This is a genomic window from Chryseobacterium sp. CT-SW4 (assembly GCF_048572715.1).
Taxonomy (GTDB): Bacteria; Bacteroidota; Bacteroidia; order Flavobacteriales; family Weeksellaceae; genus Chryseobacterium.
Window position 1 is genome coordinate 2,115,964 of record NZ_CP183840.1, and the last position, 25,608, is coordinate 2,141,571.

General features: G+C 37.1%; 24 protein-coding genes. 4 read left to right on the forward strand and 20 right to left on the reverse strand.

Translation table 11 applies throughout. The features are described from left to right. Positions 1-25 precede the first annotated feature (25 nt). Both trxB and holA read right to left on the reverse strand, forming a co-directional pair. A complete protein-coding gene (trxB, locus tag ABJ974_RS09565; protein WP_419868022.1) occupies positions 26-967 on the reverse strand; it encodes a thioredoxin-disulfide reductase in 942 nt (313 codons plus the stop codon). A gap of 201 nt (positions 968-1,168) precedes the next feature. Then, positions 1,169-2,206, reverse strand: a complete 1,038-nt coding sequence (gene holA, locus ABJ974_RS09570) for a DNA polymerase III subunit delta (RefSeq protein WP_419868023.1) — start codon at positions 2,204-2,206, stop codon at positions 1,169-1,171. 6 nt (positions 2,207-2,212) lie between these two features. Between holA and ABJ974_RS09575 the strand changes: the two genes are divergently transcribed. Both ABJ974_RS09575 and ABJ974_RS09580 read left to right on the forward strand, forming a co-directional pair. Continuing rightward, positions 2,213-2,644, forward strand: coding sequence for a type I restriction enzyme HsdR N-terminal domain-containing protein (locus ABJ974_RS09575; RefSeq protein ID WP_419868024.1), 432 nt, complete (start codon positions 2,213-2,215; stop codon positions 2,642-2,644). Positions 2,645-2,790: 146 nt separating this feature from the next. After that, positions 2,791-3,534, forward strand: a complete 744-nt coding sequence (locus ABJ974_RS09580; protein ID WP_419868025.1) for a dienelactone hydrolase family protein — start codon at positions 2,791-2,793, stop codon at positions 3,532-3,534. 361 nt (positions 3,535-3,895) lie between these two features. Here ABJ974_RS09580 and ABJ974_RS09585 read toward each other — a convergent pair whose 3' ends face one another. From ABJ974_RS09585 to ABJ974_RS09630, 10 genes are all read right to left on the reverse strand, one after another. Then, positions 3,896-4,258, reverse strand: a complete 363-nt coding sequence (locus ABJ974_RS09585; protein ID WP_419868026.1) for a cupin domain-containing protein — start codon at positions 4,256-4,258, stop codon at positions 3,896-3,898. Beyond that, positions 4,255-4,785: a GNAT family N-acetyltransferase gene (locus ABJ974_RS09590; protein ID WP_419868027.1), complete on the reverse strand. Its 531-nt coding sequence runs from the start codon at positions 4,783-4,785 to the stop codon at positions 4,255-4,257. The genes ABJ974_RS09585 and ABJ974_RS09590 overlap by 4 nt, the downstream gene beginning before the upstream one ends. A gap of 2 nt (positions 4,786-4,787) precedes the next feature. Next, positions 4,788-5,393: a DUF2911 domain-containing protein gene (locus ABJ974_RS09595; protein WP_419868028.1), complete on the reverse strand. Its 606-nt coding sequence runs from the start codon at positions 5,391-5,393 to the stop codon at positions 4,788-4,790. 30 nt (positions 5,394-5,423) lie between these two features. Then, positions 5,424-6,467 (reverse strand): bifunctional transcriptional activator/DNA repair enzyme AdaA, encoded by a 1,044-nt coding sequence (locus ABJ974_RS09600; RefSeq protein WP_419868029.1) that lies wholly within the window; start codon positions 6,465-6,467, stop codon positions 5,424-5,426. A 4-nt stretch (positions 6,468-6,471) separates the two neighbouring features. Next, complete coding sequence (locus ABJ974_RS09605) at positions 6,472-7,245, reverse strand: isocitrate lyase/PEP mutase family protein (protein WP_419868030.1); 774 nt, start codon at positions 7,243-7,245, stop codon at positions 6,472-6,474. A gap of 67 nt (positions 7,246-7,312) precedes the next feature. Then, complete coding sequence (locus ABJ974_RS09610) at positions 7,313-8,386, reverse strand: alpha/beta hydrolase (RefSeq protein ID WP_419868031.1); 1,074 nt, start codon at positions 8,384-8,386, stop codon at positions 7,313-7,315. A 37-nt stretch (positions 8,387-8,423) separates the two neighbouring features. Then, on the reverse strand, positions 8,424-10,538 hold the full coding sequence (locus tag ABJ974_RS09615) for a TonB-dependent siderophore receptor (protein ID WP_419868032.1): 2,115 nt from the start codon (positions 10,536-10,538) through the stop codon (positions 8,424-8,426). A gap of 160 nt (positions 10,539-10,698) precedes the next feature. After that, positions 10,699-12,555: a hypothetical protein gene (locus tag ABJ974_RS09620; protein ID WP_419868033.1), complete on the reverse strand. Its 1,857-nt coding sequence runs from the start codon at positions 12,553-12,555 to the stop codon at positions 10,699-10,701. Positions 12,556-12,576: 21 nt separating this feature from the next. Then, the gene (locus ABJ974_RS09625) at positions 12,577-13,728 is read right to left on the reverse strand and encodes an ABC transporter ATP-binding protein (RefSeq protein WP_419868034.1); all 1,152 of its coding nucleotides are present in this window, start codon (positions 13,726-13,728) and stop codon (positions 12,577-12,579) included. A 146-nt stretch (positions 13,729-13,874) separates the two neighbouring features. Beyond that, a complete protein-coding gene (locus ABJ974_RS09630) occupies positions 13,875-14,156 on the reverse strand; it encodes a hypothetical protein (RefSeq protein WP_419868035.1) in 282 nt (93 codons plus the stop codon). Between the two features lie 148 nt (positions 14,157-14,304). Here ABJ974_RS09630 and ABJ974_RS09635 point away from each other — a divergent pair, with 148 nt between their 5' ends. Continuing rightward, positions 14,305-14,658: a hypothetical protein gene (locus ABJ974_RS09635; RefSeq protein ID WP_419868036.1), complete on the forward strand. Its 354-nt coding sequence runs from the start codon at positions 14,305-14,307 to the stop codon at positions 14,656-14,658. Positions 14,659-14,728: 70 nt separating this feature from the next. On the opposite strand, the gene carB is transcribed toward ABJ974_RS09635, so the two are convergent. The 4 genes from carB to ABJ974_RS09655 all read right to left on the reverse strand — a co-directional run bounded on the left by carB (position 14,729) and on the right by ABJ974_RS09655 (position 20,451). Next, positions 14,729-17,911: a carbamoyl-phosphate synthase large subunit gene (gene carB, locus ABJ974_RS09640; protein WP_419868037.1), complete on the reverse strand. Its 3,183-nt coding sequence runs from the start codon at positions 17,909-17,911 to the stop codon at positions 14,729-14,731. A 46-nt stretch (positions 17,912-17,957) separates the two neighbouring features. Continuing rightward, entirely contained in the window at positions 17,958-18,308 is a 351-nt protein-coding gene (locus ABJ974_RS09645) for a four helix bundle protein (protein ID WP_419868038.1), read from the reverse strand. 53 nt (positions 18,309-18,361) lie between these two features. Continuing rightward, positions 18,362-19,435, reverse strand: a complete 1,074-nt coding sequence (locus tag ABJ974_RS09650) for a carbamoyl phosphate synthase small subunit (protein ID WP_419868039.1) — start codon at positions 19,433-19,435, stop codon at positions 18,362-18,364. Between the two features lie 125 nt (positions 19,436-19,560). After that, a complete protein-coding gene (locus ABJ974_RS09655) occupies positions 19,561-20,451 on the reverse strand; it encodes an aspartate carbamoyltransferase catalytic subunit (protein WP_419868040.1) in 891 nt (296 codons plus the stop codon). Between the two features lie 244 nt (positions 20,452-20,695). On the opposite strand from ABJ974_RS09655, the gene ABJ974_RS09660 reads away from it, so the two are divergent. Further along, positions 20,696-21,157, forward strand: coding sequence for an Lrp/AsnC family transcriptional regulator (locus tag ABJ974_RS09660; protein ID WP_419868041.1), 462 nt, complete (start codon positions 20,696-20,698; stop codon positions 21,155-21,157). Here the strand turns inward: ABJ974_RS09660 and argH are convergent. The 4 genes from argH to ABJ974_RS09680 all read right to left on the reverse strand — a co-directional run bounded on the left by argH (position 21,154) and on the right by ABJ974_RS09680 (position 25,496). Continuing rightward, positions 21,154-22,458 carry an argininosuccinate lyase gene (gene argH, locus ABJ974_RS09665; protein WP_419868042.1) on the reverse strand — a complete coding sequence of 435 codons (1,305 nt, stop codon included), beginning with the start codon at positions 22,456-22,458 and terminating at the stop codon, positions 21,154-21,156. The genes ABJ974_RS09660 and argH overlap by 4 nt on opposite strands. A gap of 208 nt (positions 22,459-22,666) precedes the next feature. Further along, positions 22,667-23,749: a M20 family metallo-hydrolase gene (locus ABJ974_RS09670; RefSeq protein WP_419868043.1), complete on the reverse strand. Its 1,083-nt coding sequence runs from the start codon at positions 23,747-23,749 to the stop codon at positions 22,667-22,669. Continuing rightward, on the reverse strand, positions 23,724-24,518 hold the full coding sequence (gene argB, locus ABJ974_RS09675) for an acetylglutamate kinase (RefSeq protein ID WP_419868044.1): 795 nt from the start codon (positions 24,516-24,518) through the stop codon (positions 23,724-23,726). The genes ABJ974_RS09670 and argB overlap by 26 nt, the downstream gene beginning before the upstream one ends. 15 nt (positions 24,519-24,533) lie before the next feature. Further along, on the reverse strand, positions 24,534-25,496 hold the full coding sequence (locus ABJ974_RS09680; protein ID WP_419868045.1) for a Rossmann-fold NAD(P)-binding domain-containing protein: 963 nt from the start codon (positions 25,494-25,496) through the stop codon (positions 24,534-24,536). Between the last annotated feature and the right edge of the window lie 112 nt (positions 25,497-25,608).

Below are 25,608 nucleotides of genomic sequence, written 5' to 3' on the forward strand. Positions count from 1 at the left end.
GCGTTTAGTATATGATATAATGATATTAATGTAACTCTGCCAGGTACTTTTCAGCATCCATTGCTGCCATACATCCGCTTCCCGCAGCTGTAATTGCCTGACGGTAGATATGATCCTGAACATCTCCTGCAGCAAAAACTCCCGGAAGATTTGTTCTGGATGATCCTTTTTCCGTTACGATATACCCGTTTTCATCGAGATCAATTTGTCCCACAAAAATATCCGTATTCGGCTTATGACCGATAGCGATGAAAATTCCATGTACATCGATAGTAGAAGTCTCCTGGGTCTGGTTATTAATAACTACAGCTCTTTCCACCAGATTATTTTCTCCTTCAATACCTATTAATTCATGATGAAACTTCACTTCTATATTCGGAGTATTGTTTACTCTGTGAACCATTGCCTTCGAAGCTCTGAATTCATCCTTTCTTACCAGCATGGTTACTTTATTACATAACTTAGCCAGATAAGTAGCTTCTTCCGCTGCCGTATCTCCTGCTCCTACTACGGCAACATCTTTCCCTTTATAAAAGAAACCGTCACAGGTAGCACAAGCTGAAACTCCTCCTCCATTATATTTTTTCTCATCATCCAATCCTAAATATTTAGCCGTAGCTCCAGTGGAGATGATTATTGATTTTGCTAAAATTTCTTTATTTCCTGCGTATAATTTGTGTACTCCTCCTACTTCTTTGGAAAATTCTACTTTAGTGATCATTTCATAGTGAACTTTCGTGTCGAATCTTTCTGCCTGCTTCTGCAAATCCATCATAAGCTCAGGACCTGTAATACCATTGGGATATCCCGGGAAATTATCCACTTCCGTAGTGGTTGTCAATTGTCCACCGGGTTCCAGACCTGTATATAATTCAGGTTTTAAGTCTGCTCTTGCCGCATATATTGCTGCTGTAAAACCAGAAGGTCCAGATCCAACTATTACACAATCTAAAATATTTTGCTCCATAATTATATATATTCAAAAAGATTACTATTTAAAGGTTCGCTAATTTCGGAATTTTTAGGGTTTATTGAAAGTTATTTTGATGATACTTGTCAATAAGAACTATGTGAAATGTCAATTAATATTTATTACCGTTATTCATTTTATAACCATTCCGGGAAAAGAAGTGAAATCACCTGCATTACTCCATACAATTGAGGAGTTTTAAACTTTCATTTTTATCTTATCCACATTCATAATCTTATATACCAGCTCCTTAATCAGCTCTGCTTCACTCATATTGACCGCTCCCAGACCTTTTCCTTTCATATCAAATTCTCTAAGGATAGAAATAACCCGGGTAGCATGCTTTAAAGGATATAACCTTGCCGTTTCCGCATAATCTTTAATAAAATAAGGATTGATCCCCATCTGGGAAGCAATAGTCTGCGGAGACTGCCCTATTAAAGTCTGATAAATAATGACATTGGAAAAGTAATTGTATAAACTTGCCAACATCATCACAAACGGATTGTTTTTAGGATTTTTTCCCATATAATGTGCAATTTTGAATGCGGCATTGGAGTTCTTGGCTCCTAATGCTTTCTGAAGCTCGAAGACATTATATTCTTTACTGATTCCTATATGATTTTCAACAATGGTTCCATCGAGTATTTCCCCATCTTTAAGAACTATTTTCAGCTTATTGAGCTCATTGGCAATCCTGGAAAGATCATTTCCTAAATATTCTGCCAGGAGGTGGGAAATATTTGGGGCTGTTTTGATATTCAGCGAATTGCACTCATCAGCAATCCATTTAGGAAGATTATTTTCTTTAATAGATTCACTTAGAAATAGGAATTTACCTTTATCCAGTGCTTTGGTTACTTTCTTCCTGCTATCGAGTTTCTTATGTTTATGAGCAAATACAAGTACCGTAGAGGGAACCGGATTTTCCGCATAGGCTTCCAGCTGTCTTCCTTCTTCTTCATTCAGTCGCAGATCCTGCGCTTCCTTTACGATAATCACCTGCTTATCTCCCATCATGGGAAATTGTCTTGCTAAAGAAAGAATTTCGGGGTAAGAGGTATCTTTTCCGTAGACTACGGTCTGATTAAATGCTTTTTCATCTTCTTCCAGGAAATCATGTTCTAAAGCCTTCACTGCCACATCAATAAAATAAGCTTCATCGCCATGGAAAAAATAAATAGGTAAAACTTCTTTATTTTTAATATTTTTGAGGATTAAATCTAATTCTTTCATTTTCTAATGGAACTTCAAAAACTCAATTTTCAGGATTCTTTTGATTTTAAATTCAAGAAGGACAAAGATAAGTTTTTTATTTATGATACAATTCGTAAAACTTACCTTTTGCTTACTCCTGAAGAATGGGTAAGACAGCACTGGATCCATCATTTTCTGACCGTAAAAGGGTATTCCGCCTCAGCTTTAATCACCGAAAAAAAAATTGTCCTTAATGGATTAACCAAACGGATCGACCTTTTGGTAACTGAGAAAACAATGCCCAAGATCCTGGTAGAATGTAAAGCTCCCCAGATCAAATTATCTGAAAAAACATTTGAGCAGACTGCCCGGTACAACTCCATTATCCAGGCAGAGCAAATCATATTGACGAATGGTATTCAGCATATTTTTGCTACTTATTCAGAAAACACTTATCAGTTTCATCAATTCAGTTAGGCAATAAGCTGAAAAATTTTTGATATTCGTAAACTCCTCCGGCTATTTTCATTAAATTAGTTGACGGTTTCCCCTAAGCCAAAGATTTATAACCGGTCTCAGGGAAAAGCATACAGGCTTACAATTCAATCATAAAAATAAATAATATGTTACGTTCAATCTTATTAACCACTTTATTTATGGCATCAGGAAGTCTTTTCAGTCAGAAGCTGGCTCCTGTTTCTTATCAGGACGGCAATCAGAAACTTAATGGATTAGTTACCTCCAATGCGGGGAAAAATCTACCCGGCATTCTTATCTTACCGGCCTGGAAAGGTATCGACGAAGAAGCGAAAACGGCTGCCGCTGAACTTGAAAAGCAGGGTTATATTGCTTTTATTGCTGATATTTATGGCGAAGGTAATATTCCTGCTGATAATGCTGCTGCTATGAAAAGCTCAGGGTACTACAAACAAAACTACGATGCCTATCAAAAGCGTATTTCACTTGCGTTGGAGCAGCTTAAAAAAAACGGAGCCACTGCAAATAAAATTGCGGTTATCGGGTATTGTTTCGGAGGAACAGGTGCGCTTGAAGCGGCGAGAGGTCAACTTCCTGTAGCTGGCGTGGTTTCCATTCATGGGAGTCTTGCCAAAGATCAGAAAAGAACCAATGGCCCTCTTGCCACCAAAATTTTAGTGGAGCATCCGGCTGATGACCAGAGTGTTTCCAAAGAAGATTATGATAATCTGATCAAGGAGATGAATGCAGGAAATGCGGACTGGCAGATTATTACGTATTCGCACTCAAAACATACTTTTACGGATCCTAAATCTGCGGATTATAATGAGATTATGGCTAAAAGGGCTTGGAATCATACGCTGATGTTTTTAAAGGAGGTTCTTAAATAGTTAAGATTATTTTAATTATCATTAATACTTAAACACAAAGATTTTATAGGGGATCTTTGTGTTTGTTTTTTTAGATTCTTCACTGCGCTGCGCTTCGTTCTGAATGACAGAAATGATTTGATAGACAGGGGAAAAGTTTTTAAAAGTAAGGAAAGAGGATTAGCTAAGTTTGTTAAAATTAACTATTAAACTGCTTTCCTGTTTACTGATCTTTAGAAAAGGTGGGTATCAATCTTTGGGGTCTTTTTTAGATTCTTCACTGCGCTTCGCTTCGTTCTGAATGACAGGGGAATGATGAGAGCAATAAGAAATATTCTAAAGAAAATAAGAAAGAAGATCCCAATGTGTAAGGAAATTAGTATCAGGATTCTTCCCTATTCACTAAATCTATAGAGAAAGCAGGAAGACAGATAGAAACATATTCACAGGATTCTTCAAAAGGATTACTGTAACGTATTCTTGCTCCTTTTTCAATTAAAATACTTTGACCTTTTTCCAGAGTTACTATTTCGCCGTCTATTTCAAACTGTTTTTTTCCTGAAATAATCAGTGTAAATTCATCAAATTCGGGAGTCTGATGGGGCTCACTCCAGTGCGGAGGTGCCACCATATGAGCAATAGAAATATGAGAGTTCTGTGTCGTATTTCCCCAATGTTCTTCAATAAGTTTTCCGTCCGTAGTAGGAACTACGAAAGGGGATTTCTGAATTTTATATTTTTTCATTTCAGCCAGTTTTCTTTTTTAATTTCATATACAATATTCGCCCGCGAAGGTTCCCCGAAATAGGCCACTTCCCTTTCATCAATCTTTACAGCTCCCAGTCTTTCCATGGCAATTCGTGAACGGATGTTATCTTTCCCTACGTGAAAATGTACTTTATCTACAAACCGGAATATGTAATCCAGCATAAGCTTCTTTATCTGTGGATTGATTCCTTTGCCCCAGGATTGAGGGCCATAGAAGGTATATCCTAAAAAAATACTGTTATCTTTTTCTTCAAAGCCATAATAGCGGCTGCTTCCCAGTACATTTCCGGTAGCTTTATCCACAATTTTAAATGCTCCTTTGCTTTCCATAGCTCCTTTAAAGAAATTTTCAAAGACATCTCTTTTATAGCGGTCTTTATTGGGATGCTGTTCCCAGACCTGAGGATTGGAAGCCACTTCGTATAAAGATTCAAAATCCCCTTGCTGTAAGGGGATTAACTGATAATCTTTATTTTCTAAGATAGTTTGAACAGAAAAATTCATAACTAGCTTTTTGATTTATTAGCATCAGATTCTATTTTCTTGATCTCTTTCAATTTATCAGAGATTTTGATTACGGTATCAAGCTTTGCCGGCTTTAAAGGGACTGCCGCTTCCAGATGATCCCATTTAAGAACAAGATTAGCTGAATTTTCATCGGTAGGATCTAAAGTAATTTCAAACCATTCCTGCTTATCTTCCAGCTGGTGCACCGGTACGGTTACATCCACCACATCCTGCTTGGCATCATAAGTAAAGGATCCCCACTGCTGAAAATCTTTGTTTAGGATCACCTTCCATTCTTTTTCGGAAGGAATGATAAATAATCCGTAAGTTCCCGCAGGAACCACTTTACCTCCAAAGTTTACAGACTGTCCGAAAGTAATTTTCGTGGAAGAGTTAGCTCCCGCTCTCCATACCTGTCCATAAGGAACCAATTCTCCAAAGATCTTACGTCCTTTTACTCCCGGTCTACCATAATCAATGGTAATTTTAGACATTGAAAACTGTTGTTCCACTTTCTGACGCGGACTTGCTGCAGGTACTGAATAATCCTGTGCAAAACTGAATGTTGATACTGATATACAAACAGCAAATATTAACTTTTTCACGTGATAAAATTTTTGATAAAAATACAAAAATCAGAACAGAATAGCTTTCTCTAATTCCAATAATTTTTGCTTTCTCCAGATCCCTCCTCCATAGCCCGTTAACTTCCCATCGCTGCCTATTACCCTATGGCAGGGTATGATAATGGATATTTTATTAAGACCATTTGCATTGGCTACTGCTCTTACCGATTTCGGATTTCCCAAAATTTCCGCCTGTTGCTGATAGCTTCTCGTCATTCCGTAGGGAATTTCCTGTAATATATTCCAGACATTTTTCTGAAAATCACTTCCCACCAAGGAAAGAGGAACCGTAAATTCCTTTCTTTCTCCATTGAAATATTCCAGGAGCTGTTTTTCCAATATCGGAAAATGTTGATTTTCTCCCTGGATAATATTGGCATTAAAGTGTCTGGATATCTGTTCCAGTTCTTTTGGAAGTGCTTTCCTATCAGAGAATTCCAATAAACAAATCCCGTTTTCATCGGCACAGGCTATCATGGTTCCAAGAGGGGTTTCTATCCTTTTTAAATCTATAAGTTTTTCCATTCTCGTGTTTTTGGGAGATGCCCCGAAAATATTTTTAAAACTTTCCGTAAATCCACTTAAGCTTTCATATCCGCTGTCAAACGCGACATGCGATACAGGTTCTCCCTGCTGCATCTTTTTAAAGGCTGTATTGATTTTAAACATTCTCTGAAAAGCATGAAATGTCATTCCATGATGTTTTAAGAACCATCTCCGTATACTTACCGGTTCGAGCCCTCTTTTTATAAGATCATAATCTTTAAGCTTGATGGCTGGATTTTCCGAGAGTTCCTGTAATAATACCTGGATTTGTTTAGGGGTTTCATCGGGATTTTCCAAAGGCCTGCATATTTTACAGGGTCTGTACCCTTTGAGGATTGCATCCTTAGTATTCCTGAAGAATTCCACATTTTTAAACTTAGGCTTTCTTGCGGTACAAGTCGGTCTGCAAAAAATCCCGGTTGTTTTTACTGCCATCCAGAAAACACCTTCAAATGAAATATCCTTATTGAAGGAAGCCCTGTACATTATTTCCTCTGTAAGATCCATATTGTCATATAAAAAGGGGTGAGAATGCCTGTTGCTCCATTATTGCTTCTGCTACGGTCTGCAAATTTCCGTAAATATAGCCATTTGCAAAATTCCCTGAAGAAATTCTTTTTACTCCCAGTTTCCGGAGCATCTCAAAATCCGGAAGTTCCGGCATGCACATTACATTAACGGGTAGTGAGGTTTCTTTTACAACAGCTTCAATATCCTTTTCTGAAATAATACACGGAACAAATACACCATCAGCTCCTAATTTTTCAAAAAGTTTAATTCTTTCACAGGTTTCCTGTAAAGGATTTTCCAATCCCAGTAAAAAAGCATCTGTCCTTATATTGTAAAAAATTTCAATTCTCTTTTCTTTCAGCTTTGTAACAATGGTATTAAAGCGGTCATAAGCTTCTTTTTTATCTAAAATCCTTCTGACTCCTTCTTCAACAATACTGTCTTCAATATTGATTCCTACTACACCGATAGAAGCAAGCCGTTCAATATGTTTGGCCACTTCATCCGGAGTATTTCCATAACCTCCTTCCAAATCAACGGTTAAAGGAATGGACACGGATTCCGCAATTCTTTTAATAATATAAAAATACTCCTCAAAGGTCATATTTTCACCATCCTCATATCCCAGGCTATGAGCTACGGCCGAGCTGGAAGTCGCCAAGGCTTTATATCCTGATCTTTCATAGATTCTGGCACTTTGAACATTCCAAACATTTCCCAGTAATAAAGGGGTACTTTGAGAATGAAGCTTTTTAAAATTTTGTATACCTGTCATTTTTTTATTGTAAAATTAGATGGAGCCTTCTTTTTTTACAACCGGAAAATGGACAATTATTTTTTAACTATTTTGAAAGTACCTTTCCGGAAGGATAAAGCTTCTCTTTCAATTGATTAAAGTAAGTTTCCTGTTCTTTAGAATTATTGTTTTTCATAAACTTAATAATCACATTTAAATAAGTTTCTGACGGTATAAAAGTAAATCCTCTGTTTTTTGAAAATTCGGCATACTCTCTTTCAAGCTTTTGCGGCTGCCCGGAAAACAGTTTAATATCAGTCCTGAACCCTTTGAAAATAAACTTTAAAGCATAATAATTAGCAGGATAAGAAACTGTTCCATGTTGCTCTCCTTTATAAAAATGATGTTCGAAATTCAATGCCTTACTTTTTCCGATTACTTCTTTAAATCGCCGGACAGCTCCCCCCATATCAGCATCCCATTTGGTTCCCTGGCCTTCATTATCTGCCTGAGACAGATATAAAAACAATTGCTCAGGGAAATCTTTGTTCTTTTTTAAATAATCATCCGCCTTCTTCACGAGAACTTCATGATCCCACCATATACTCGGATCATTAGCTACATACCCATTGAATGTTTCAGGAGCTTCCAATAAAGTATCTATCACAAATACTCCTCCAAATGAATGGCCTGCAAGAATAGAATAATCCAGTGTGCGGTAATTCTTATTAACGAAAGGTTTTAATTCTTCTTTAATGAATCTTAGAAAATCAGCGCTTCCGCCACTGTTTTCAAATAAGACCTGTGCCGGATTTATCGGATTTTTTTTAGATGATTTTGTGGGAGTAAAATCTCTGGTTCTCTCCGTATTTACTATTCCAACCACAATACACTCAGGAATATCAGCATAGGGTGATCTGGACAGAAAATCAACCATAGGAGTGTAATATTCAAAATTGATTTCTGCATCCAAAAGGTAAATCACAGGGTACTGAGCTGGTGATATAGCTGAATTATTATAGCTTTTCGGAAGATGTACCCATATTTCTCTTTTTTCATGAAGAATGTTTGAAAATATCTCCTGCCGCTCATTCTGATTGGCTTTCTCCTGCGCTTTGCTGATACTGAAATTAAACAGAAACAGCATAGTATATACAATAATTTTAAATGGTCTGTTCATAATGAACTTTTATTCTGTGTTGATGAATATTTTAGTATTAAAATTTGAAAGCAAAATTGGCCAATATTTCTCTCGGCTTCTGTGGCTGTCCATAGAAATTCCAGTACATCTGGTTAAAAGCATTATTCATTTTAAGACCTATTCTGTACTTTTTCTTATCGTAGAACACCGTTGCACCAACTGTAGTATAGGCTGGCGACAGGAAATGGTTCGTAATATTAATATATGTTTTATCTACAAAATTAAATCCGGCTCCAAAACCTAATCCTTCACAGATTCCATTCATAATTTTGTAACTGGTCCAAAGGTTGGCGACATGTTTCGGTGTCCATGCAGTTCTCTTACCATTATTAGCACTTCTATCATTATAATAGTTATCATTGAAACCATACCCTGCCACAATATTGAATCCCGGAACTGGATTGGCAACAAGATCCAGCTCAAATCCCTGGCTCTTAATATTTCCATCCTGGATGTATCCGATTCCCCCCGGATCTGCAATTAGTCTGTTCTTAACATTGATATTATAATAACTTATTGTGGTAAGAAGCTTTTTATTAAATAAATCAAGCTTAAATCCTGTTTCCACCTGATTTCCCTGTTCAGGATCCCATTTAGTAAGTTCTCCATTCTGATTAAGAGAAGGAGCATAATTTTTAAATCCATTGACATAATTGGCAAAGAATGATACTTCATCTTTTACAATTTCATAGACAAGTCCAAACTTCGGAGAAAATTGAGTTTGCTTATATTCTCCATCTGTTTCCACTCCGTTACTGATGGTATTATCATTTTTATAATTGTCCATTCTCAGACTTGCCATTACCAGAAAATTATCTGTAATATTTAAAACATCAGATACATAGACGCTGAATGTGCTAAACTTTGTGATATCATACATCGTAGCCGTTCTGGTGGCACTTACACTTTCAACACCACTTCTGGAAATAGATTCCCATGGACTATCCGAATCAAGTGAAATCGTATCATAATTCACAAAAACAGAATTTCCAAATCTGGCATATTGATTTTTTGTAGTCTGCTGAAAATAATCCAACCCCACTACCATTCGGTTTCTCATTTCTCCGATTTTAAAATCCCCGGTGAAATTCTGCTGTATATTATCAGTTGTTACCTTATAACTGTCAAAAGGACGTATTCCACGGCTTATCGTATTATTATCTAAATAAGTTAATACCAAGAAAATAGATTCATTTTCATTGGCATCTCCCCTTTGATAAGAAGTTCTGGAAGTCCACTGATTATTAAATCTGTGGGTTACTTCAGCCATGGTCACAAAATTGGTTCTCTTGGAACCAATATCATTACTTGTAAATGCTCTTTCATGAGCTCCTGCCAGTTCTTTCATGGAATGTAAAGTCAGTTTCTCTGAATTTCTGACATAAGCATTTAAAGTTTTATTAGGAGCATGATACTCTGCATCCAGGGTTACAGTCGTTTTATCACTTACTTTGTATGCTACACTTCCGGAGAAGAATACTCCTTTATTAAATCCGGAATCCTGGAAAGAATCCTGTGAGTAGCCTGCAATATTAAATCTTGCCAGAGCTGTTTTTTCCTTATTTAAAGGAGTATTTACATCAGCAGCAATTCGATTCATACCCCAGCTTCCTGTAGTATAGCTTAAGATCCCTCCGAATTCTTCCTTTGGCCTTTTAGTAATAATATTAACCACTCCTCCATAATTTGCTAATGTTCCTCCAAATAAAGTCCCTGAGGGTCCTTTGATTACTTCTACTCTTTCTACATTGGCAATTTCTGATTGTACCCGTGGATTTTGCACCAATCCGTTTCTGAAATTGGCAGAAGAGCTGAATCCTCTCATGAAAATATCATTTCCACTGTCATTCACACTATTATTTACTACTACACCGGGAGCAGAGGCCATTGCCGTATTAAAATCCACTGCATTCATCTCACTGATGATCTCTTTGGGAACAATATTATAAACGGTAGGATTTTCTAAATTTTCAAGAGGCAGCCTGGCTACCGATTCTGATTTTTTTGTTCTGTAATTCTGGGTTCCCTGTAAGGATACATTTTGTATTTCAAAAACCCTAATGGTATCAGTTTCCTGAGCATTCACAATTACCACAGATAATAATGAAAGGGATATAATAGTTTTTTTCATGTGTAAATTTTCGCAAAAATATACTATTTTTATTAATTCTAAATAAAAACATGATATATATCACTTTAAAAAACTTATACACTTTATGTTTATTAATAATTAAAAAACTAATTAATATTATTAATAAAAAAAAGTTTCATCAAATTGATGAAACTTTTTTTTATTCTGGCATTGCTTTCCATTTCTGAAGAACCGAAGTATAAAGATATAGGAAGACAAAACCAAAAATCAGGAGAATGTAGCTTAAGCTCAACCCCAGATCTTCAATAAGGGTAGTACATACTTTATCCGATACTTCTCTGCACATCTCATTCTGATGCATACTAATAATTCCAAAAATAAGAAATACAAAGAGTGTAAATCCGGTCATAGAGATATTCACAAAGACGGAGGAAATCATTTTTCCTGTTTTTTTCATCCTGAAAAGCGGAACCATAAGAATAATAAGCCCAATGATCAGGCCTAAATAAGCTGCAAAATATTCTTCTTTTCCTTTTATGAAAACAGAATATAAAACAGTAACCAGCGTAACCGCGAGTATAATAATCCCTGAACTGATGATGCTGAACAGTAATGACTTTAACCCTGTGATTCTAAAACAGAAAATAATTACAGAAAGGAAAAAAGAAATCCAAAGATAGATATGAATATCCTGTAAAAAGAAATCATAGGACCTCATGCTCTCTACATTTCCTAACAAGTCTTTCAGGTTATCCGAATAGTAATAATAATCCGTTATATTTTGTTTAAAATATTTATCCGGAGAAAGCTGAACATTAAGTTCCGGATTAAGTTCCAGAGCTAGATTTGGTTCATTGATAATATTTCCATCTTCATCCAACGTTTGAGTAGTAGCTTCAACGGGTTCTGCAACAGCTGTTTCAGGATAATAAGTACCATCAAAACCGTATGCTTTTCCTTCTTGAGGGTTATTCTTTTTAATAAAGCTTTTTACTTCAAAATCAGGAGGATTTACTACCATCCGGGTCCAGGATTTCGCATCAAGGTTAGTGCTGATTCTATACTGTTCCGATATTTTCAAAAATTCTGAAAGCAGCTTTTCTATTTCAGCCGGATTATTTTTATTTAAAAGTTCAACCGTCTGTTTATTAATTTCCGCTTTATATCTCTGAAGTTTCTCATCTCTGTTATCTACGTACTCTTTTTGATATTTCCTTCTATTGTAAACATCATTGTTTTCATCCCGGATGTAAAATATATCGGCAAAATTATAATAGCTCGGATGGGTGGTTTTAATATAAGAGGACAAATCCACAACATCTTTTTTAAAGTAAAAAGTTTTGGAATCACCGTTTAAAGATGTAAAAGCAATTAATGTTTTGTTGGTATTTTCCGGTTCCGGAATTATATAATTTCCCTCCCGGTCTGTTTTATTACTTGTTTTTGCATAAATAGAACTGAACTGATAAGCTCTGTCATAGTAAACGAAATACTTTTTGCTTTTATCTATCTTATGGATATCCGTTTCACAAAATAAATCAAAAAAGGGCTGAGGATATAATCTGTTTTCCAGCGTATAAGGCTCCAGATTCTGAGAAAGGAAAGGGTATGCCCTGTTTATAATTTCTATATTCTTATTCGTTTCTGCCTCCGGATATTTCTGATTGAGAAAAACCTTAAACCCTAACATATAAGAGAAGTAAAAGGTTATACAGCAAAAAACAATAATGAAATACTGTACAAACTGTGTAAAGAGCTTTCCTTTTGAAGTGGGATAGAAATTTTTAAAGGCATTATTCTTAAACATCATAATGAGCCACCCTACGATCATCAGAATAGAGATAATAAGATGTATAAAAATGATCCCGGTTTCAAAATAATCATTTTTCACACTATACCGCTGAAGGGTCCTGGGATCCATATGAGACAAATACCCGATTATAAAAAAGATCATATGAACAATAATACCGGCCAGCAGCATCCATACGATTTTAGTGTTCCAGAGGGTAGGATATTTTTCCAGCAACTGCTGATTTATTTGATTGATTTTTTTCATTTTTGAGTTTGATTTAAGAGGTTAGTTAACAAAAAACCTCCTTGTAGAAGATGAAATATTACGGATATAAACCATATTTGTTTTTGCATTTCCTAAAGCAGTCATTACTTCATGGAATCCTGTTTCCGGATCAAAATAAGCGACATACATTCCTCCGTTGTAATTAAGTCTCTGTAACTTAAAATTCTGAAATACTTCCAGCAGTTCTTCTCTGGAAGCCGATGTATCCATTTCAATAATCAAATCGTCTTCCACTGCCTCATCCTGCTCCGAATTATCTTTATACTGCCCGTTTTTAAGGAATATGACTTTATCGGAAACTTTCTCCACTTCATAGAGCTGTTGGGAACTCAGGATCAATGCAATGGGATGATTGACAGAATTGGCAATGGATTTCAGGTCTTCAAGAATAATCTGCTGAGCCAATACATCAAGGTTTGCCAAAGGTTCATCCAACAGCAACATTTCAGGTTTTCTCAAAAGGGTACGGGCCAGCTCAAAACGCATTTTGTACCCTGAGGAAAGCTCACTCCATTTTAGATGCTTATAATTCCAAAGTCCCAAACGGGCAATCATCATTAAAGTACGGGTTTCATTTTCTTCCGGACTTACTCCATAATTGGCAAGAACAAACTTAAGGTTATCTTTCAGGCTTCCATACCATTTGGCAGTTCTTTGGGGAATATACACCAGCTTTGTACGGAGATCGTATTCGTTTTTGGGCTCTACTTTGAATAAATAGTCAAGGTTTCCTTTATTAAATGAAATTTCTTTAGCCAAAATTCTTAAAAGAGTAGTTTTCCCGTTTCCGTTTTCTCCAACCAATCCGTAGACCTGTCCTTTTCTGATTTCCATGGAAACCGGTCCCAGGGAAAAGCGGTTGGCTCCATAAGATTTCTGAATATTCTCTGCCTTAAGAATAGGTCTTTCCACTGGATATTCCTCCACATGAACCTTTTCAATTTTCTTAAGTAAGGTCTTCGATCTTTCTATAAATTCCTCCGTAAACCCGGGATGTTGCTCTTTCCAGTCGGTAAGTGCTATGGCTTCTTTATAAATATCCATATCCTGGGTGTCCATTGCAGAATCAAGCAGCTTTCTGAAACCGAGAACGGTGTCTTTATTATTGAAGAAGTCTTCGACTTCTTTTACACGTTGCTGGTGCTTTGTCATTTGAGTTTTTACTTGTGATAATCCTTTAAAGATAGAGATTTTGTATGTGATTTTGGGGACTGAATTTTATTTTTTGTAGAATAATGATATTTCTTTGTTTTTGAGTAGTGGATGGGAGGGAAAAAGATTCTTCATTACGCTTCGCTTCATTCTGAATGACAGGGGTGATCAATGGTATATAGAGGTTTTATAGGGAGAATGGTGTGAAAAGTGGGAAGATTCTTCATTGCGCTTCGCTTCATTCTGAATGACAAGGTGTGATCAATGATATGAAGGGTTTTCATAGGGAGAATGGTGTGAAAAGTAGGAAGATTCTTCATTGTGCTTCGCTTCATTCTGAATGACAGGGGGTGATCAATGATATGAAGGGTTTTCATAGGGAGAATGGTGTGAAAAGTGGGAAGATTCTTCATTGCGCTTCGCTTCATTCTGAATGACAGAGGTTGGGGAGACTACAAGTTTCATTAAGCTAAAACAGACTTGTAAAGAAATTTCTGCTGATATTATGGGAAACCGTATTTTCAGCCGGAGAAGATAAAATATATTTGAAATTAGATTTTAAATAAATATCCAGCCATGAAAACACTACTATTAATTATCTTATTCTTCTTCAATTCAGCATTTCTAAAGGCTCAATCCTGTAAAGAGACATTGGATATGGTAAAAGCTGAAGGATATGGAAGCACTTACTTCAGTCCATCCAGCAAAGCAATCAGCCAGGTAACATTCTATGAAGTTTCTATGAACTACAAAACGTATCATTTTGCAGTAGTGAAGTTTACAAGCAATTTCTACAAAGAATATATTTACCTGGTTGGCTCCAATACAAAATATAATTACTCCATCAATTACCTGAATAGCGCAGGTGAAGCTTTTTGGAAATTTATTGCTCCTTATAATAAAAATCTTGGGTGTGGTCCTGATTTTTAGGTTTATATTATTAATTAAAATAAAAAACCTCGCAGGATTTGCGAGGTTTAATTTTATATGGATTATTCCATTACATGGCTGTCATTTTGAAACTCATACTTTCTATCACTTTCAGGATAGCTTCTACGGTATCCATGGAAGTTAAACAAGGTACTCCGTTTTCAACACTCATCCTTCTGATCTGGAATCCGTCTCTTTCGGACTGTTTTCCTTTTGTTGTAGTATTCACCACATACTGTACTTTTCCTTTCTGGATCAGGTCGATTAAATTAACATCATCCTCTCCTATTTTATATCCTATTTTGCAAGGAATTCCTTTTCCTTCAAAATATTTGGCCGTACCTTCCGTCGCCCATATTCTGAAACCTACTTCATGGAATCTCTGTGCCAGTTCTGCTGCTTCTTCTTTATGCTTATCAGCCACTGTAAAGAGGATAGAACCGTGAATAGGAACTTTTCTTCCTGCTGCAATTAATCCTTTATAAAGAGCTTTCTCCAGCGTCGTATCTTTCCCCATTACTTCTCCTGTGGATTTCATTTCAGGTCCCAGGGAAATATCTACTTTAGTAAGCTTGGAGAATGAGAATACCGGTACTTTTACAAATACTCCTTCTTTTTCAGGAACCAATCCGTTATTGTACCCAAGATCTTTAAGCTTCTGCCCCAGGATTGCTTTTGTAGCCAGATTAGCCATTGGAACATCGGTGATTTTGGAAAGGAAAGGCACTGTTCTGGAAGAACGTGGATTTACTTCGATCACATAGACATTACCTTCGAAAAGAACGTACTGGATATTCATTAACCCTACTACATTCAATCCATGGGCCAATCTTTGGGTATAATCAACAAGCGTATCGATTTCTTTCTGGGAAAGGCTTTGAGGCGGATAAACCGCAATAGAGTCACCGGAGTGTACCCCTGCTCTTTCGATGTGCTCCATGATTCCGGGAATAACGACTGTTTCTCCATCACAGATTGCATCTACTTCCAGTTCTTTTCCGACCATGTATTTATCTACCAATACCGGATGCTCTGGACTTGCTTCCACTGCATTTTCCATGTAATGGGCCAGCTCTGTTTCGGTATAAACGATTTCCATCGCTCTTCCTCCTAATACGTAACTTGGACGTACCAATACGGGGTAACCGATCTTATTAGCAATTTTGATGGCTTCTTCCTTGGATGTGGATGTTTTTCCTAAAGGCTGAGGAATTCCCATTTCCTGAAGGGCTTTTTCAAATTTATCCCTGTTTTCTGCTCTGTCTAAGTCTTCTAAGGATGTTCCCAGAATTTTAACTCCGTGGGAAGCTAATTTATCTGCCAGGTTGATCGCAGTCTGCCCTCCGAACTGAACTACCACACCTTTTGGCTTTTCCAGCTCGATGATGTTCATTACATCTTCTTCGGTAAGCGGCTCAAAGTATAGTTTATCGGAAATGGAGAAGTCTGTGGAAACCGTTTCAGGGTTGTTGTTGATAATAATCGCTTCGTAACCCATTTCTTTGATCGCCCAAACCGAATGAACGGTGGCATAGTCAAATTCCACTCCCTGTCCGATTCTGATAGGTCCTGACCCCAGAACAATTACTTTTTCCTTATTGCTTACTACGCTTTCATTTTCTTCTTCATAGGTTCCGTAGAAGTATGGGGTTTCACTTTCAAATTCAGCGGCACAGGTATCTACCATTTTGTACACCGGCATTACTCCGTTTTCTTTTCTGAAATTGAAAACTTCTCTTTGGGTTACTTCCCAAAGGTGAGCGATATTTAAATCTGCAAATCCTAATTTTTTAGCCTGGATTAATGTTTCTTTGTCGAATTTGTTATCAGCGATTACTTTTTCAAAATCAACCAGCTTTTTTAATTTCCAGATGAAGAATTTATCAATTTTACTCCATTCTACAATCTGTTCCCAGTCATATCCTTTTCTTAAGGCATCTCCGATGATGAATAATCTTTCATCGTCACATACCCTGATTCTTCTTTCGATTTCTTCTGCTGTAAGTGCGTCGGCCTGCTTTTTCTTCAGCCCTAAATGTCTGATCCCCGTTTCCAGTGAACGGATGGCTTTCTGTAAGGATTCTTCGAAGTTTCTTCCGATGGCCATTACTTCTCCGGTCGCTTTCATCTGTGTGGAAAGTCTTCTGTCTGCCGTTTCGAATTTATCGAACGGGAATCTTGGGAATTTAGTGACCACATAATCCAGTGCCGGCTCAAAACAAGCGTAAGTTTTACCTGTTACCGGGTTCATAATTTCATCTAAAGTTAATCCTACTGCTATTTTAGCAGCGATCTTAGCAATCGGATATCCTGTTGCCTTACTTGCTAAAGCTGATGAACGGGAAACCCTAGGATTTACTTCAATGATATAGTAGTTGAATGAATGTGGATCCAGTGCCAACTGTACGTTACATCCTCCTTCAATTCCCAATGCTCTGATAATTTTAAGGGAAGCATTTCTCAATAACTGATATTCTCTGTCCGAAAGGGTCTGAGAAGGTGCTACCACAATGGAGTCTCCGGTATGGACTCCTACCGGGTCTATATTTTCCATGTTACAAACTACAATGGCGTTGTCGTTTGCATCACGCATTACTTCGTATTCTATTTCTTTGAAACCTGCAATTGATTTCTCAATAAGACATTGCGTCACCGGACTGTGCTTTAATCCAAGTTCTGCAATTTCTTTTAATTCCGTCACATTGGAAGCGATTCCTCCTCCTGTTCCTCCCATTGTAAAGGCAGGACGGACAATTACAGGATAACCGATGTTTTCAGCAAAGTCTAATGCTCCCTGAACTGTATTTACAATATCCGATTCCGGTACGGGTTCGTTCAGCTCTCTCATCAGCTCACGGAAAAGATCCCTGTCTTCTGCCCTGTTGATCGCTGAAAGTTTTGTTCCCAATACTTCCACTTTACATTCTTCAAGGATTCCAGATTTTTCAAGCTCTACCGCCATGTTCAGACCTGTCTGTCCTCCCAGTGTTGGTAAAAGCGCGTCGGGACGTTCTTTTCTGATGATGTGACTTACAAACTGAAGGGAAATCGGCTCGATATATACTTTATCTGCGATTTCTACATCCGTCATGATGGTTGCCGGATTGGAGTTGATCAGGATCACTTTATATCCTTCTTCTTTCAGGGATAAACAAGCCTGTGTTCCTGCGTAATCAAATTCTGCTGCCTGTCCGATGATGATAGGTCCGGAGCCGATTACTAAAATTGTTTTTATATCTGTACGTTTTGCCATTTTCTTTTTTATTAGAGTCAAGAGCCTAGAGCCTAGATTCAAGACTTTATTTTAAATTATTTTTAAATGAGTAAATCATTCTCTGAATTTCAGATACTTCACCAAGTAAAGTATTTACTTTTTCCTCTGATAAAAGGCTGAGTTCTTTCACCAAAATCAACTGTGTTTGTAATTCAAATGCAGAACCTAAAGCAATAGCAAGAAAATGATTAAATTCTTTACTGCTATTTCTCCCTGAACCTTCAGCAATATTAGACGGAATAGAAACAGCACATCTTTTAATCTGAGAAATTATTCCATATTTTTCGTCACTACTGATCTCCTGACAAATAGTATAAATATTTTTTGCCAGCGCTATGGACTTTTGCCAAAAAAGAAGTTTCTCAAAATTGTGCATTTATACTCTTTTTAGTCGTAAATCTTGATTCTTGGTTCTAGGCTCTTGATTCTTCACTTTTTAAAGTCTTCCATTAGCTGAATGAACTCATCAAACAGATAATTTGCATCTTCAGGGCCCGGACTTGCCTCAGGGTGATACTGAACCGAGAAGCAAGGATGAATTTTGTGCTTCAACCCTTCATTGGTTCTGTCATTCAGGGCAATATGGGTTTCAATAAGGTCGGTTCCTTTTAAACTTTCCTGATCTACTGCGTAACCGTGATTCTGGGAAGTGATGGAAACTCTGTTTTTTTCCAGATCCAGTACAGGGTGATTTCCTCCTCTGTGTCCGAATTGTAATTTAAATGTTTTGGCACCACAAGCAAGACCGATCAACTGGTGTCCCAAGCAAATTCCAAAAATCGGAACTTTACCCAGTAAGCCTCTGATCATCTCCAATGCTTTAGGGTTATCTTCGGGATCCCCGGGACCGTTGGACAGCATGATTCCATCCGGATCCATCAGTAAGATTTCTTCGGCTGTAGTGTCCTGAGATACTACGATAATGTCACAGTTTCTTTGGGAAAGTTCTCTGATGATTCCTAATTTTGATCCGAAGTCTACCAGTACAACTTTAAATCCTCTTCCCGGATTGGCATAAGGCGTTTTTGTAGATACTGTTTCTACCTGATTAGTCGGGAATGTTGTAGCCTTCAACTCTTCTACAACTGCTTTTTCATCTGCATCTTCATTGACGATTTTCCCTTTTACCACTCCATGGTTACGAAGAATTCTCGTTAATTTCCTGGTATCAATTCCTGAAATCCCTGACAGATTTTTCTTTTGAAACAGCTCATCCAAGGTAATCTGAGTACGGAAATTGGATGGAAGATCACAGATTTCTTTTACGATAAGACCTTTAATTGCCGGTTCAATACTTTCATAATCATCACGGTTGATTCCATAGTTTCCGATAAGCGGATATGTCATACAAACAATCTGCCCACAGTAAGAAGGGTCTGAAATCAGTTCCTGATAACCTGTCATTCCGGTATTGAAAACTACTTCTCCTGCTGTTTCAGATTGCGCTCCGAAACTTTCGCCATGAAAAACTTCACCGGATTCCAGTATTAATTTTTTCTTCATTTTTTATATTAGATATTTATTTTTCTTTTTTTTACCACCCCGTCAAAAATTTTATTTTTGACACCCCTCCGAGGGAGGGGAATTTTATTTTTTTATCAGGATTCGTGATTGTTTCCCGATATTTTTTATTTAAATTTAAATCCTTTTTGTTCTAATGCATCTTTAAGGATTGCCATTCTTGCGAATACTCCGTTTTCCATTTGTTTAAAGATCCTTGAACGTGAAGATTCTACAAGATCCGAGTCTATTTCCACTCCTCTGTTGATAGGTGCAGGATGCATAATGATCGCCTTTTCTTTCATGAGCTGTTCTCTTTCTTTTGTCAGTCCATATCTTCTGTGATATTCTGCGGAAGAGATGTTCATCTGCGTATCGTGTCTTTCGTGCTGGATTCTCAGCAGCATGATTACATCCACTTCACGGATCAGCTCATCCAGAGACATATAAGTCCCGTTAATTAAAGCTCCTTCATCAAACCACTGTTCTGGTCCTGAGAAATATACTTTAGCTCCTAAACGTCTTAATGCTTCTGCATTTGAATTGGCCACACGGCTGTGTTTTACATCTCCTACAATCCCGATATTAAGACCTTCGAATTTCCCAAACTCCTGATAGATGGTCATTAAATCCAGCATACATTGGGAAGGGTGATTTCCTTTTCCGTCTCCTCCGTTTATTACAGGAATTTTTATATTTTTAAGCTCATCGAAATATCGGTCTCTTTTATCTCTGATCACTACAAGATCTACTCCTAAGCTCTCCAGTGTTTTTACGGTATCATATAAACTTTCACCTTTATTTACAGAACTGTTGGAAGCATCAAAGGGTACTACCTGCAATCCCAGCTTTCTTTCAGCAATATCGAAGCTTGTTTTGGTTCGTGTACTATCTTCAAAAAAAAGATTGGAACAAAAACATTCGCCATCTACTTTTACTGTCTTCCCATTAGCAAAAGCCATAGCTTCTGCTAAGATACTGTTGATTTTTTCTGTACTTAATTCTGTGGTCGTGAACATAATATCTCAATTTTTTTTACATAAAAAAAGCGAAGACAAATCTTCGCTTAATAACAATAAATATCGTAAAGGGCGTCTTCGCCCGGTAAATCTAATGATATAAATACTCTTTTATTCATTAGGTGCAAAGATATAAAAATTTACCGATACCATCCAACTGAAGTTTTAAAATAAATTAAAAAACCTTAATTATTCCTCTCTTTCATTTTTTCTTAATATTTTTGTTATCATTCAATTTTACTTTATGGACGCAAAAGACATTATGATTCTTAATATCCTTCAGGATGACTCTACTCTATCTGTTAAAGAAATATCAGAGAAAATAGGTCTTACGTTTACTCCAACCTATGAGCGAATCAAGCAATTGGAAAAACAGGGGATCATTGAGAAATATGTAGTTCTTTTGAACCGTGAAAAGCTTGGGCTTAATATTGTGGTCTACTGTAATGTCCGTCTTAAGGAGCAATCCCAGAAGGTTCTTGCTTCTTTTGAAAGTCATATTACAAAATACGACGAAGTCCAGGAAGTCATCAGCTTGTCTGGTGAATACGATTATATGCTGAAAATTATCGCAAAGGATATTAACTCCTATAATGAATTCGCCGTAAATGTAATATCAAATATTCCTAATATAGGACAATATCATAGCTCTATTGTTCTTCACGAGGTAAAAAAAGCTACCCGGTTCAAAATAGATATTGATTAACCCAACAGCTTGTTTTTAATTTTATCAAACTGATAACTTATCTTATCTAAGCAAAGGTTTCCTATACTTCCCTGATGGGTATGATTGAGATCTTTCAGCTCAAAGTCAAATTCATTATTTTCAATCTCCTTTCCTATTTTAATATAGGCATCGCGGAAAGAACTTCCCTTCTTTACTTCTTCATTAATCTTTTCCACGCTGAAAAGGTATTTGTATTTCTCATCTTCCAGAATCCCATCCTTTACCTGAATATTGGGTAAGGTATAATTTAAGATTTCCAGACATTCTTTTAACGAATCTATGGCCGGGAACAGGATCTCTTTTGTAAGCTGTACATCTCTGTGATATCCCGATGGCAGATTACCTGTCAGCATCATCAGTTCATTAGGCAAAGCCTGAATTCTGTTGCATCTTGCCCGAACCAGTTCAAAAATATCGGGGTTTTTCTTGTGCGGCATAATGCTGCTCCCTGTCGTAAATTCTTTCGGAAAGCTTATGAAGTCGAAGTTCTGGCTTAAGTAAAGGCATACATCGTACGCAAACTTAGCTAATGTTCCGGCTAATGTAGCCATTGCCATTGCCAGCACCTTTTCGGATTTTCCCCGTGTCATCTGAGCATACACGGCATTATAATTCATGGTATGAAATCCTAAATTATAAGTTGTACTTTCACGGTTGATCGGGAATGATGAACCATAGCCAGCTGCCGAGCCCAGCGGGTTTTTGTTAATGATATTCTTTACTGAAAACAGTAATTCCAGATCATCAAGCAAAGCCTCTGCGTACGCTCCGAACCAAAGTCCGAATGAGGAAGGCATCGCTATCTGAAAATGGGTATATCCCGGAAGCAACACATCTTTATGCTGCTCAGCCAACTGAATTAATACCTGAAAAAAGCCATCGGTAAGATGGGTCATTTCCCGGATTTCGTCCAGCAGATAAAGTTTAATATCCAGTAAAACCTGGTCATTTCTGGAACGGGCTGTATGAATTTTCTTTCCGGTATCTCCTAATTTTTCTATAAGGATCGCTTCCACCTGTGAGTGGATATCTTCCGCTTCTTTATCAATAACGAATGTTCCGGCTTCAATATCTTTTAATACTGAGGATAACACCTCAAGCATCTGCCGGGATTCTTCTTCGGAAATAATTCCTACTTCTGCCAGCATTTTACAGTGGGCCATAGATCCTTTAACGTCGTATTTTGCCAAACGTTCGTCAAAATCCAGATCTTTTCCTACGGTAAAGTTATTGACTAATATATTGGTGGCCAGGTCGTCCTTCTGCCATATCTTTTTCATAATAATTGTATTAAATATATCTTCTGTTCCGGCTTTGCCCAGCATAATTTTCAATACTGAACGAAAATATTCCGTATGAATTAAAACCTTTATTTACTTATGACTTGGGATGTATGAATCTGGGTTTTAATTTTAATTATACTGAGCGAAGTCAAAACATTAAAAACTAAACTATATCTCTTGATTTGAAACAAGTACTATTATTTCTTTATAATACTTTTTCTAAAATTCTTATATAAATATCTATTCCTTCTTCTATTTCATCAATGAATATAAATTCATCTGCCGTATGGGAGCGCCTGCTGTCTCCGGGGCCTATCTTCACCGATGTACACGGAATAATCGCCTGGTCTGAAGAGGTGGGTGAACCGTAAGTTGTCCTTCCGATGGCTATCCCGGCCTGCACAAACGGATGATCCATTTCTATTTTTGAGGAATTTAACCTGAAAGACCTTGCTTTCAGAGTGGATTTCATTTCAGACCGGATGATCTCAAAGGCTTCTTTATTGGAATATTCGTCCGTTACTCTTACATCAAGCGTGAAAGTACATGACTCAGGGACTACATTATGCTGCACTCCGGCATGGATCCCCGATAAGGTAATTTTCACTTCTCCCAAATAATCCGATACTTTCGGAAATTTGAAGTTTAAAATATGCTGCAAATCATCCATGCATTTAACAATAGAATTATCATTATTGGGATGAGCAGCGTGAGAAGGAGTTCCTTTCATTTCTCCATCGATCACCAAAAGCCCTTTTTCTGCAATAGCCAGATTCATTTGGGTAGGTTCTCCTACAATTGCCAATACCACATTGGGTAATTGGGGAAACAGGGCTTCTATTCCATTCAGTCCGGAAATCTCCTCCTCGGCCGTCAACGCAATAACTAAATTATATTTTAAATCTTCTGCCTTATAAAAATGTAAAAAGGTCTGAGCTAAAGAAACCAGCGAACCTCCTGCATCATTACTTCCCAACCCGTATAATTTTCCTTCTTTTTCAATGGCAAGAAACGGGTCCAGCGTATAAGCTTTATTAGGCTTTACCGTATCGTGATGGGTATTCAGCAATATGGAAGGTTTGGTTTCGTCAAAATGTTTATTGACCGCCCATATATTATTTTTAAAACGCTTTACCGGAATCTGATGCTTGGCAAAAAAAGATTCAATTTCCACCGAAGTATTATATTCATCTTTACTGAATGAAGGAATTTCAATCAGTTTTTTAAGTAATTCAATGGCGTTATTTTTTAATTCTTCCAAGCTATAAGCAGATTTCAGTTCCTTCATGGTTGTTTTTTATATGGTTTTTCAGTTGGGTTTCTTTAATTAAAAATACCTTGCTTACATTATTTTTAACTGCTGCTAAAGCATTTTCGAGCTTAGGTAAAATTCCTTTATGCAGTTTTCCTTCTTCTTTCAGGGTGTAAAAATCTTTTTCCGATACTTTCTTAATCAGTGTTTCAGGATGATCTACATCTTCAAGTACTCCTTCTTTATCAAAGCAGAATAATAGTTCCACTTCATACAGGTCAGATAATGCCTGTGCAATTACTGAAGCTATGGTATCTGCATTGGTATTTAAAAGATTTCCTTTTTTGTCATGGGTGATTGCTGAAAAAACAGGAATCATATTCATTTGAAGCAGTCCGGAAATAACTTTCCGGTTAACACTCTCCTTATCTATATCTCCTACAAATCCGAAATCAATTTCAGGATGGATTCTTTTTGTTGCCTGTATAAGATTTGCATCTGCCCCGGATAATCCTATCCCATCACAATCTTTTTGCTGTAACTGAGCGACAATATTCTTATTGATATTTCCCGCATATACCATGGTCACGATATTCAGTGTTTCTTTATCGGTAATCCTTCTTCCATTGATCATCTGCTGATTCACGCCCAATTTTTCGGCAAGGACATTGGCCAGCTTTCCTCCTCCATGAACAAGGATTTTCTTTTCTTCAATGGCTGCAAATTGAGTTAGAAATTCATTCAGTAAATTCTCATCATCGATTAAAGCTCCGCCTATTTTTACAACAAAAAGTTTTTCTTTCATGTCTTTAGTCCTGATTTATTTCCCCGATTTTATTTCGTCCAGAATTTCACTGAATACGACCTGTGCAGAAAAAATTCTGTTTTTAGCCTGCTGGTAAATAATGGAATGATCTCCATCTATTACTTCATCACTCAGTTCCAGGTTTCGGCGAACGGGAAGACAGTGCATTACTTTTCCGTTATTCGTGCCTGCAAGCTTTTCATTGGTAAGCATCCAGCTTTCTTTTACTTCCGGCATTGCTGCATACTCATCAAAGGAAGACCAGTTTTTTACATAAATGAAATCGGCATCTTTTAATGCTTCTTCCTGATCGTGAATTACGGGTGTATCTTTTGTAAATTTCTTGTCCAGATCATATCCTTCAGGATTTGTAATTACAAAATCCACATCCATTTCCTGCATCCACTCCGCAAATGAATTTCCCACCGCATGGGCAATAGGTTTTATGTGAGGCGCCCAGGTAAGCACAACTTTAGGTTTTTTATCACTTTTCCGGTTTTCGGTAATGGTGATACAGTCCGCTAAGCTCTGTAAAGGGTGACGGGTGGCAGATTCCAAGGAAACCACCGGCACTTTTGCATGTTTTAAAAACTGGCTCAGAATACTTTCATTGATATCATCTTCCTTATCCTTCATTCCGGCAAAGCAACGCACTGCGATGATATCACAGTACTGATTCAAAACTTCTATTGCATCTTTAATGTGTTCCACCGTATTTCCATCCATTACGGTTCCGTCTGCATATTCCAGATTCCATGCTTCCTGAGCCGCATTTAAAACCAGCACATTCAATCCTAAATTCTGGGCAGCAATCTGACTGCTCAGGCGGGTTCTCAAACTGGAATTGAGAAATACCAGTCCTATTGTTTTTCCTTTTCCTTTTTCAGGATCTGAAAGAGGATTTTCTTTTATCTGTAAAGCTTTTTTTATGATTTCCTGTAAGTTTTCAACATCACTTACAGCGGTAAAATTTTTCATTTTGAATTGATTTAAAGATTTTTATCTGTCCTTTTTGTCATTCTGATGAAGGAAAATTTAATAATGATTCTTCACTTTGCTTCGCGACATTCTGAATGACGTGCTGAACATT

What these genes read in the sequence shown, in the direction of transcription:
- trxB (WP_419868022.1), bottom strand. Translation starts at nt 967, where the DNA reads ATGGAGCAAAATATTTTAGATTGTGTAATAGTTGGATCTGGACCTTCT.
- holA (WP_419868023.1), bottom strand. Translation starts at nt 2,206, where the DNA reads ATGAAAGAATTAGATTTAATCCTCAAAAATATTAAAAATAAAGAAGTT.
- ABJ974_RS09575 (WP_419868024.1), top strand. Translation starts at nt 2,213, where the DNA reads ATGGAACTTCAAAAACTCAATTTTCAGGATTCTTTTGATTTTAAATTC.
- ABJ974_RS09580 (WP_419868025.1), top strand. Translation starts at nt 2,791, where the DNA reads ATGTTACGTTCAATCTTATTAACCACTTTATTTATGGCATCAGGAAGT.
- ABJ974_RS09585 (WP_419868026.1), bottom strand. Translation starts at nt 4,258, where the DNA reads ATGAAAAAATATAAAATTCAGAAATCCCCTTTCGTAGTTCCTACTACG.
- ABJ974_RS09590 (WP_419868027.1), bottom strand. Translation starts at nt 4,785, where the DNA reads ATGAATTTTTCTGTTCAAACTATCTTAGAAAATAAAGATTATCAGTTA.
- ABJ974_RS09600 (WP_419868029.1), bottom strand. Translation starts at nt 6,467, where the DNA reads ATGGATCTTACAGAGGAAATAATGTACAGGGCTTCCTTCAATAAGGAT.
- ABJ974_RS09605 (WP_419868030.1), bottom strand. Translation starts at nt 7,245, where the DNA reads ATGACAGGTATACAAAATTTTAAAAAGCTTCATTCTCAAAGTACCCCT.
- ABJ974_RS09610 (WP_419868031.1), bottom strand. Translation starts at nt 8,386, where the DNA reads ATGAACAGACCATTTAAAATTATTGTATATACTATGCTGTTTCTGTTT.
- ABJ974_RS09615 (WP_419868032.1), bottom strand. Translation starts at nt 10,538, where the DNA reads ATGAAAAAAACTATTATATCCCTTTCATTATTATCTGTGGTAATTGTG.
- ABJ974_RS09620 (WP_419868033.1), bottom strand. Translation starts at nt 12,555, where the DNA reads ATGAAAAAAATCAATCAAATAAATCAGCAGTTGCTGGAAAAATATCCT.
- ABJ974_RS09625 (WP_419868034.1), bottom strand. Translation starts at nt 13,728, where the DNA reads ATGACAAAGCACCAGCAACGTGTAAAAGAAGTCGAAGACTTCTTCAAT.
- ABJ974_RS09630 (WP_419868035.1), bottom strand. Translation starts at nt 14,156, where the DNA reads ATGAAGCGAAGCGCAATGAAGAATCTTCCCACTTTTCACACCATTCTC.
- ABJ974_RS09635 (WP_419868036.1), top strand. Translation starts at nt 14,305, where the DNA reads ATGAAAACACTACTATTAATTATCTTATTCTTCTTCAATTCAGCATTT.
- carB (WP_419868037.1), bottom strand. Translation starts at nt 17,911, where the DNA reads ATGGCAAAACGTACAGATATAAAAACAATTTTAGTAATCGGCTCCGGA.
- ABJ974_RS09645 (WP_419868038.1), bottom strand. Translation starts at nt 18,308, where the DNA reads ATGCACAATTTTGAGAAACTTCTTTTTTGGCAAAAGTCCATAGCGCTG.
- ABJ974_RS09650 (WP_419868039.1), bottom strand. Translation starts at nt 19,435, where the DNA reads ATGAAGAAAAAATTAATACTGGAATCCGGTGAAGTTTTTCATGGCGAA.
- ABJ974_RS09655 (WP_419868040.1), bottom strand. Translation starts at nt 20,451, where the DNA reads ATGTTCACGACCACAGAATTAAGTACAGAAAAAATCAACAGTATCTTA.
- ABJ974_RS09660 (WP_419868041.1), top strand. Translation starts at nt 20,696, where the DNA reads ATGGACGCAAAAGACATTATGATTCTTAATATCCTTCAGGATGACTCT.
- argH (WP_419868042.1), bottom strand. Translation starts at nt 22,458, where the DNA reads ATGAAAAAGATATGGCAGAAGGACGACCTGGCCACCAATATATTAGTC.
- ABJ974_RS09670 (WP_419868043.1), bottom strand. Translation starts at nt 23,749, where the DNA reads ATGAAGGAACTGAAATCTGCTTATAGCTTGGAAGAATTAAAAAATAAC.
- argB (WP_419868044.1), bottom strand. Translation starts at nt 24,518, where the DNA reads ATGAAAGAAAAACTTTTTGTTGTAAAAATAGGCGGAGCTTTAATCGAT.
- ABJ974_RS09680 (WP_419868045.1), bottom strand. Translation starts at nt 25,496, where the DNA reads ATGAAAAATTTTACCGCTGTAAGTGATGTTGAAAACTTACAGGAAATC.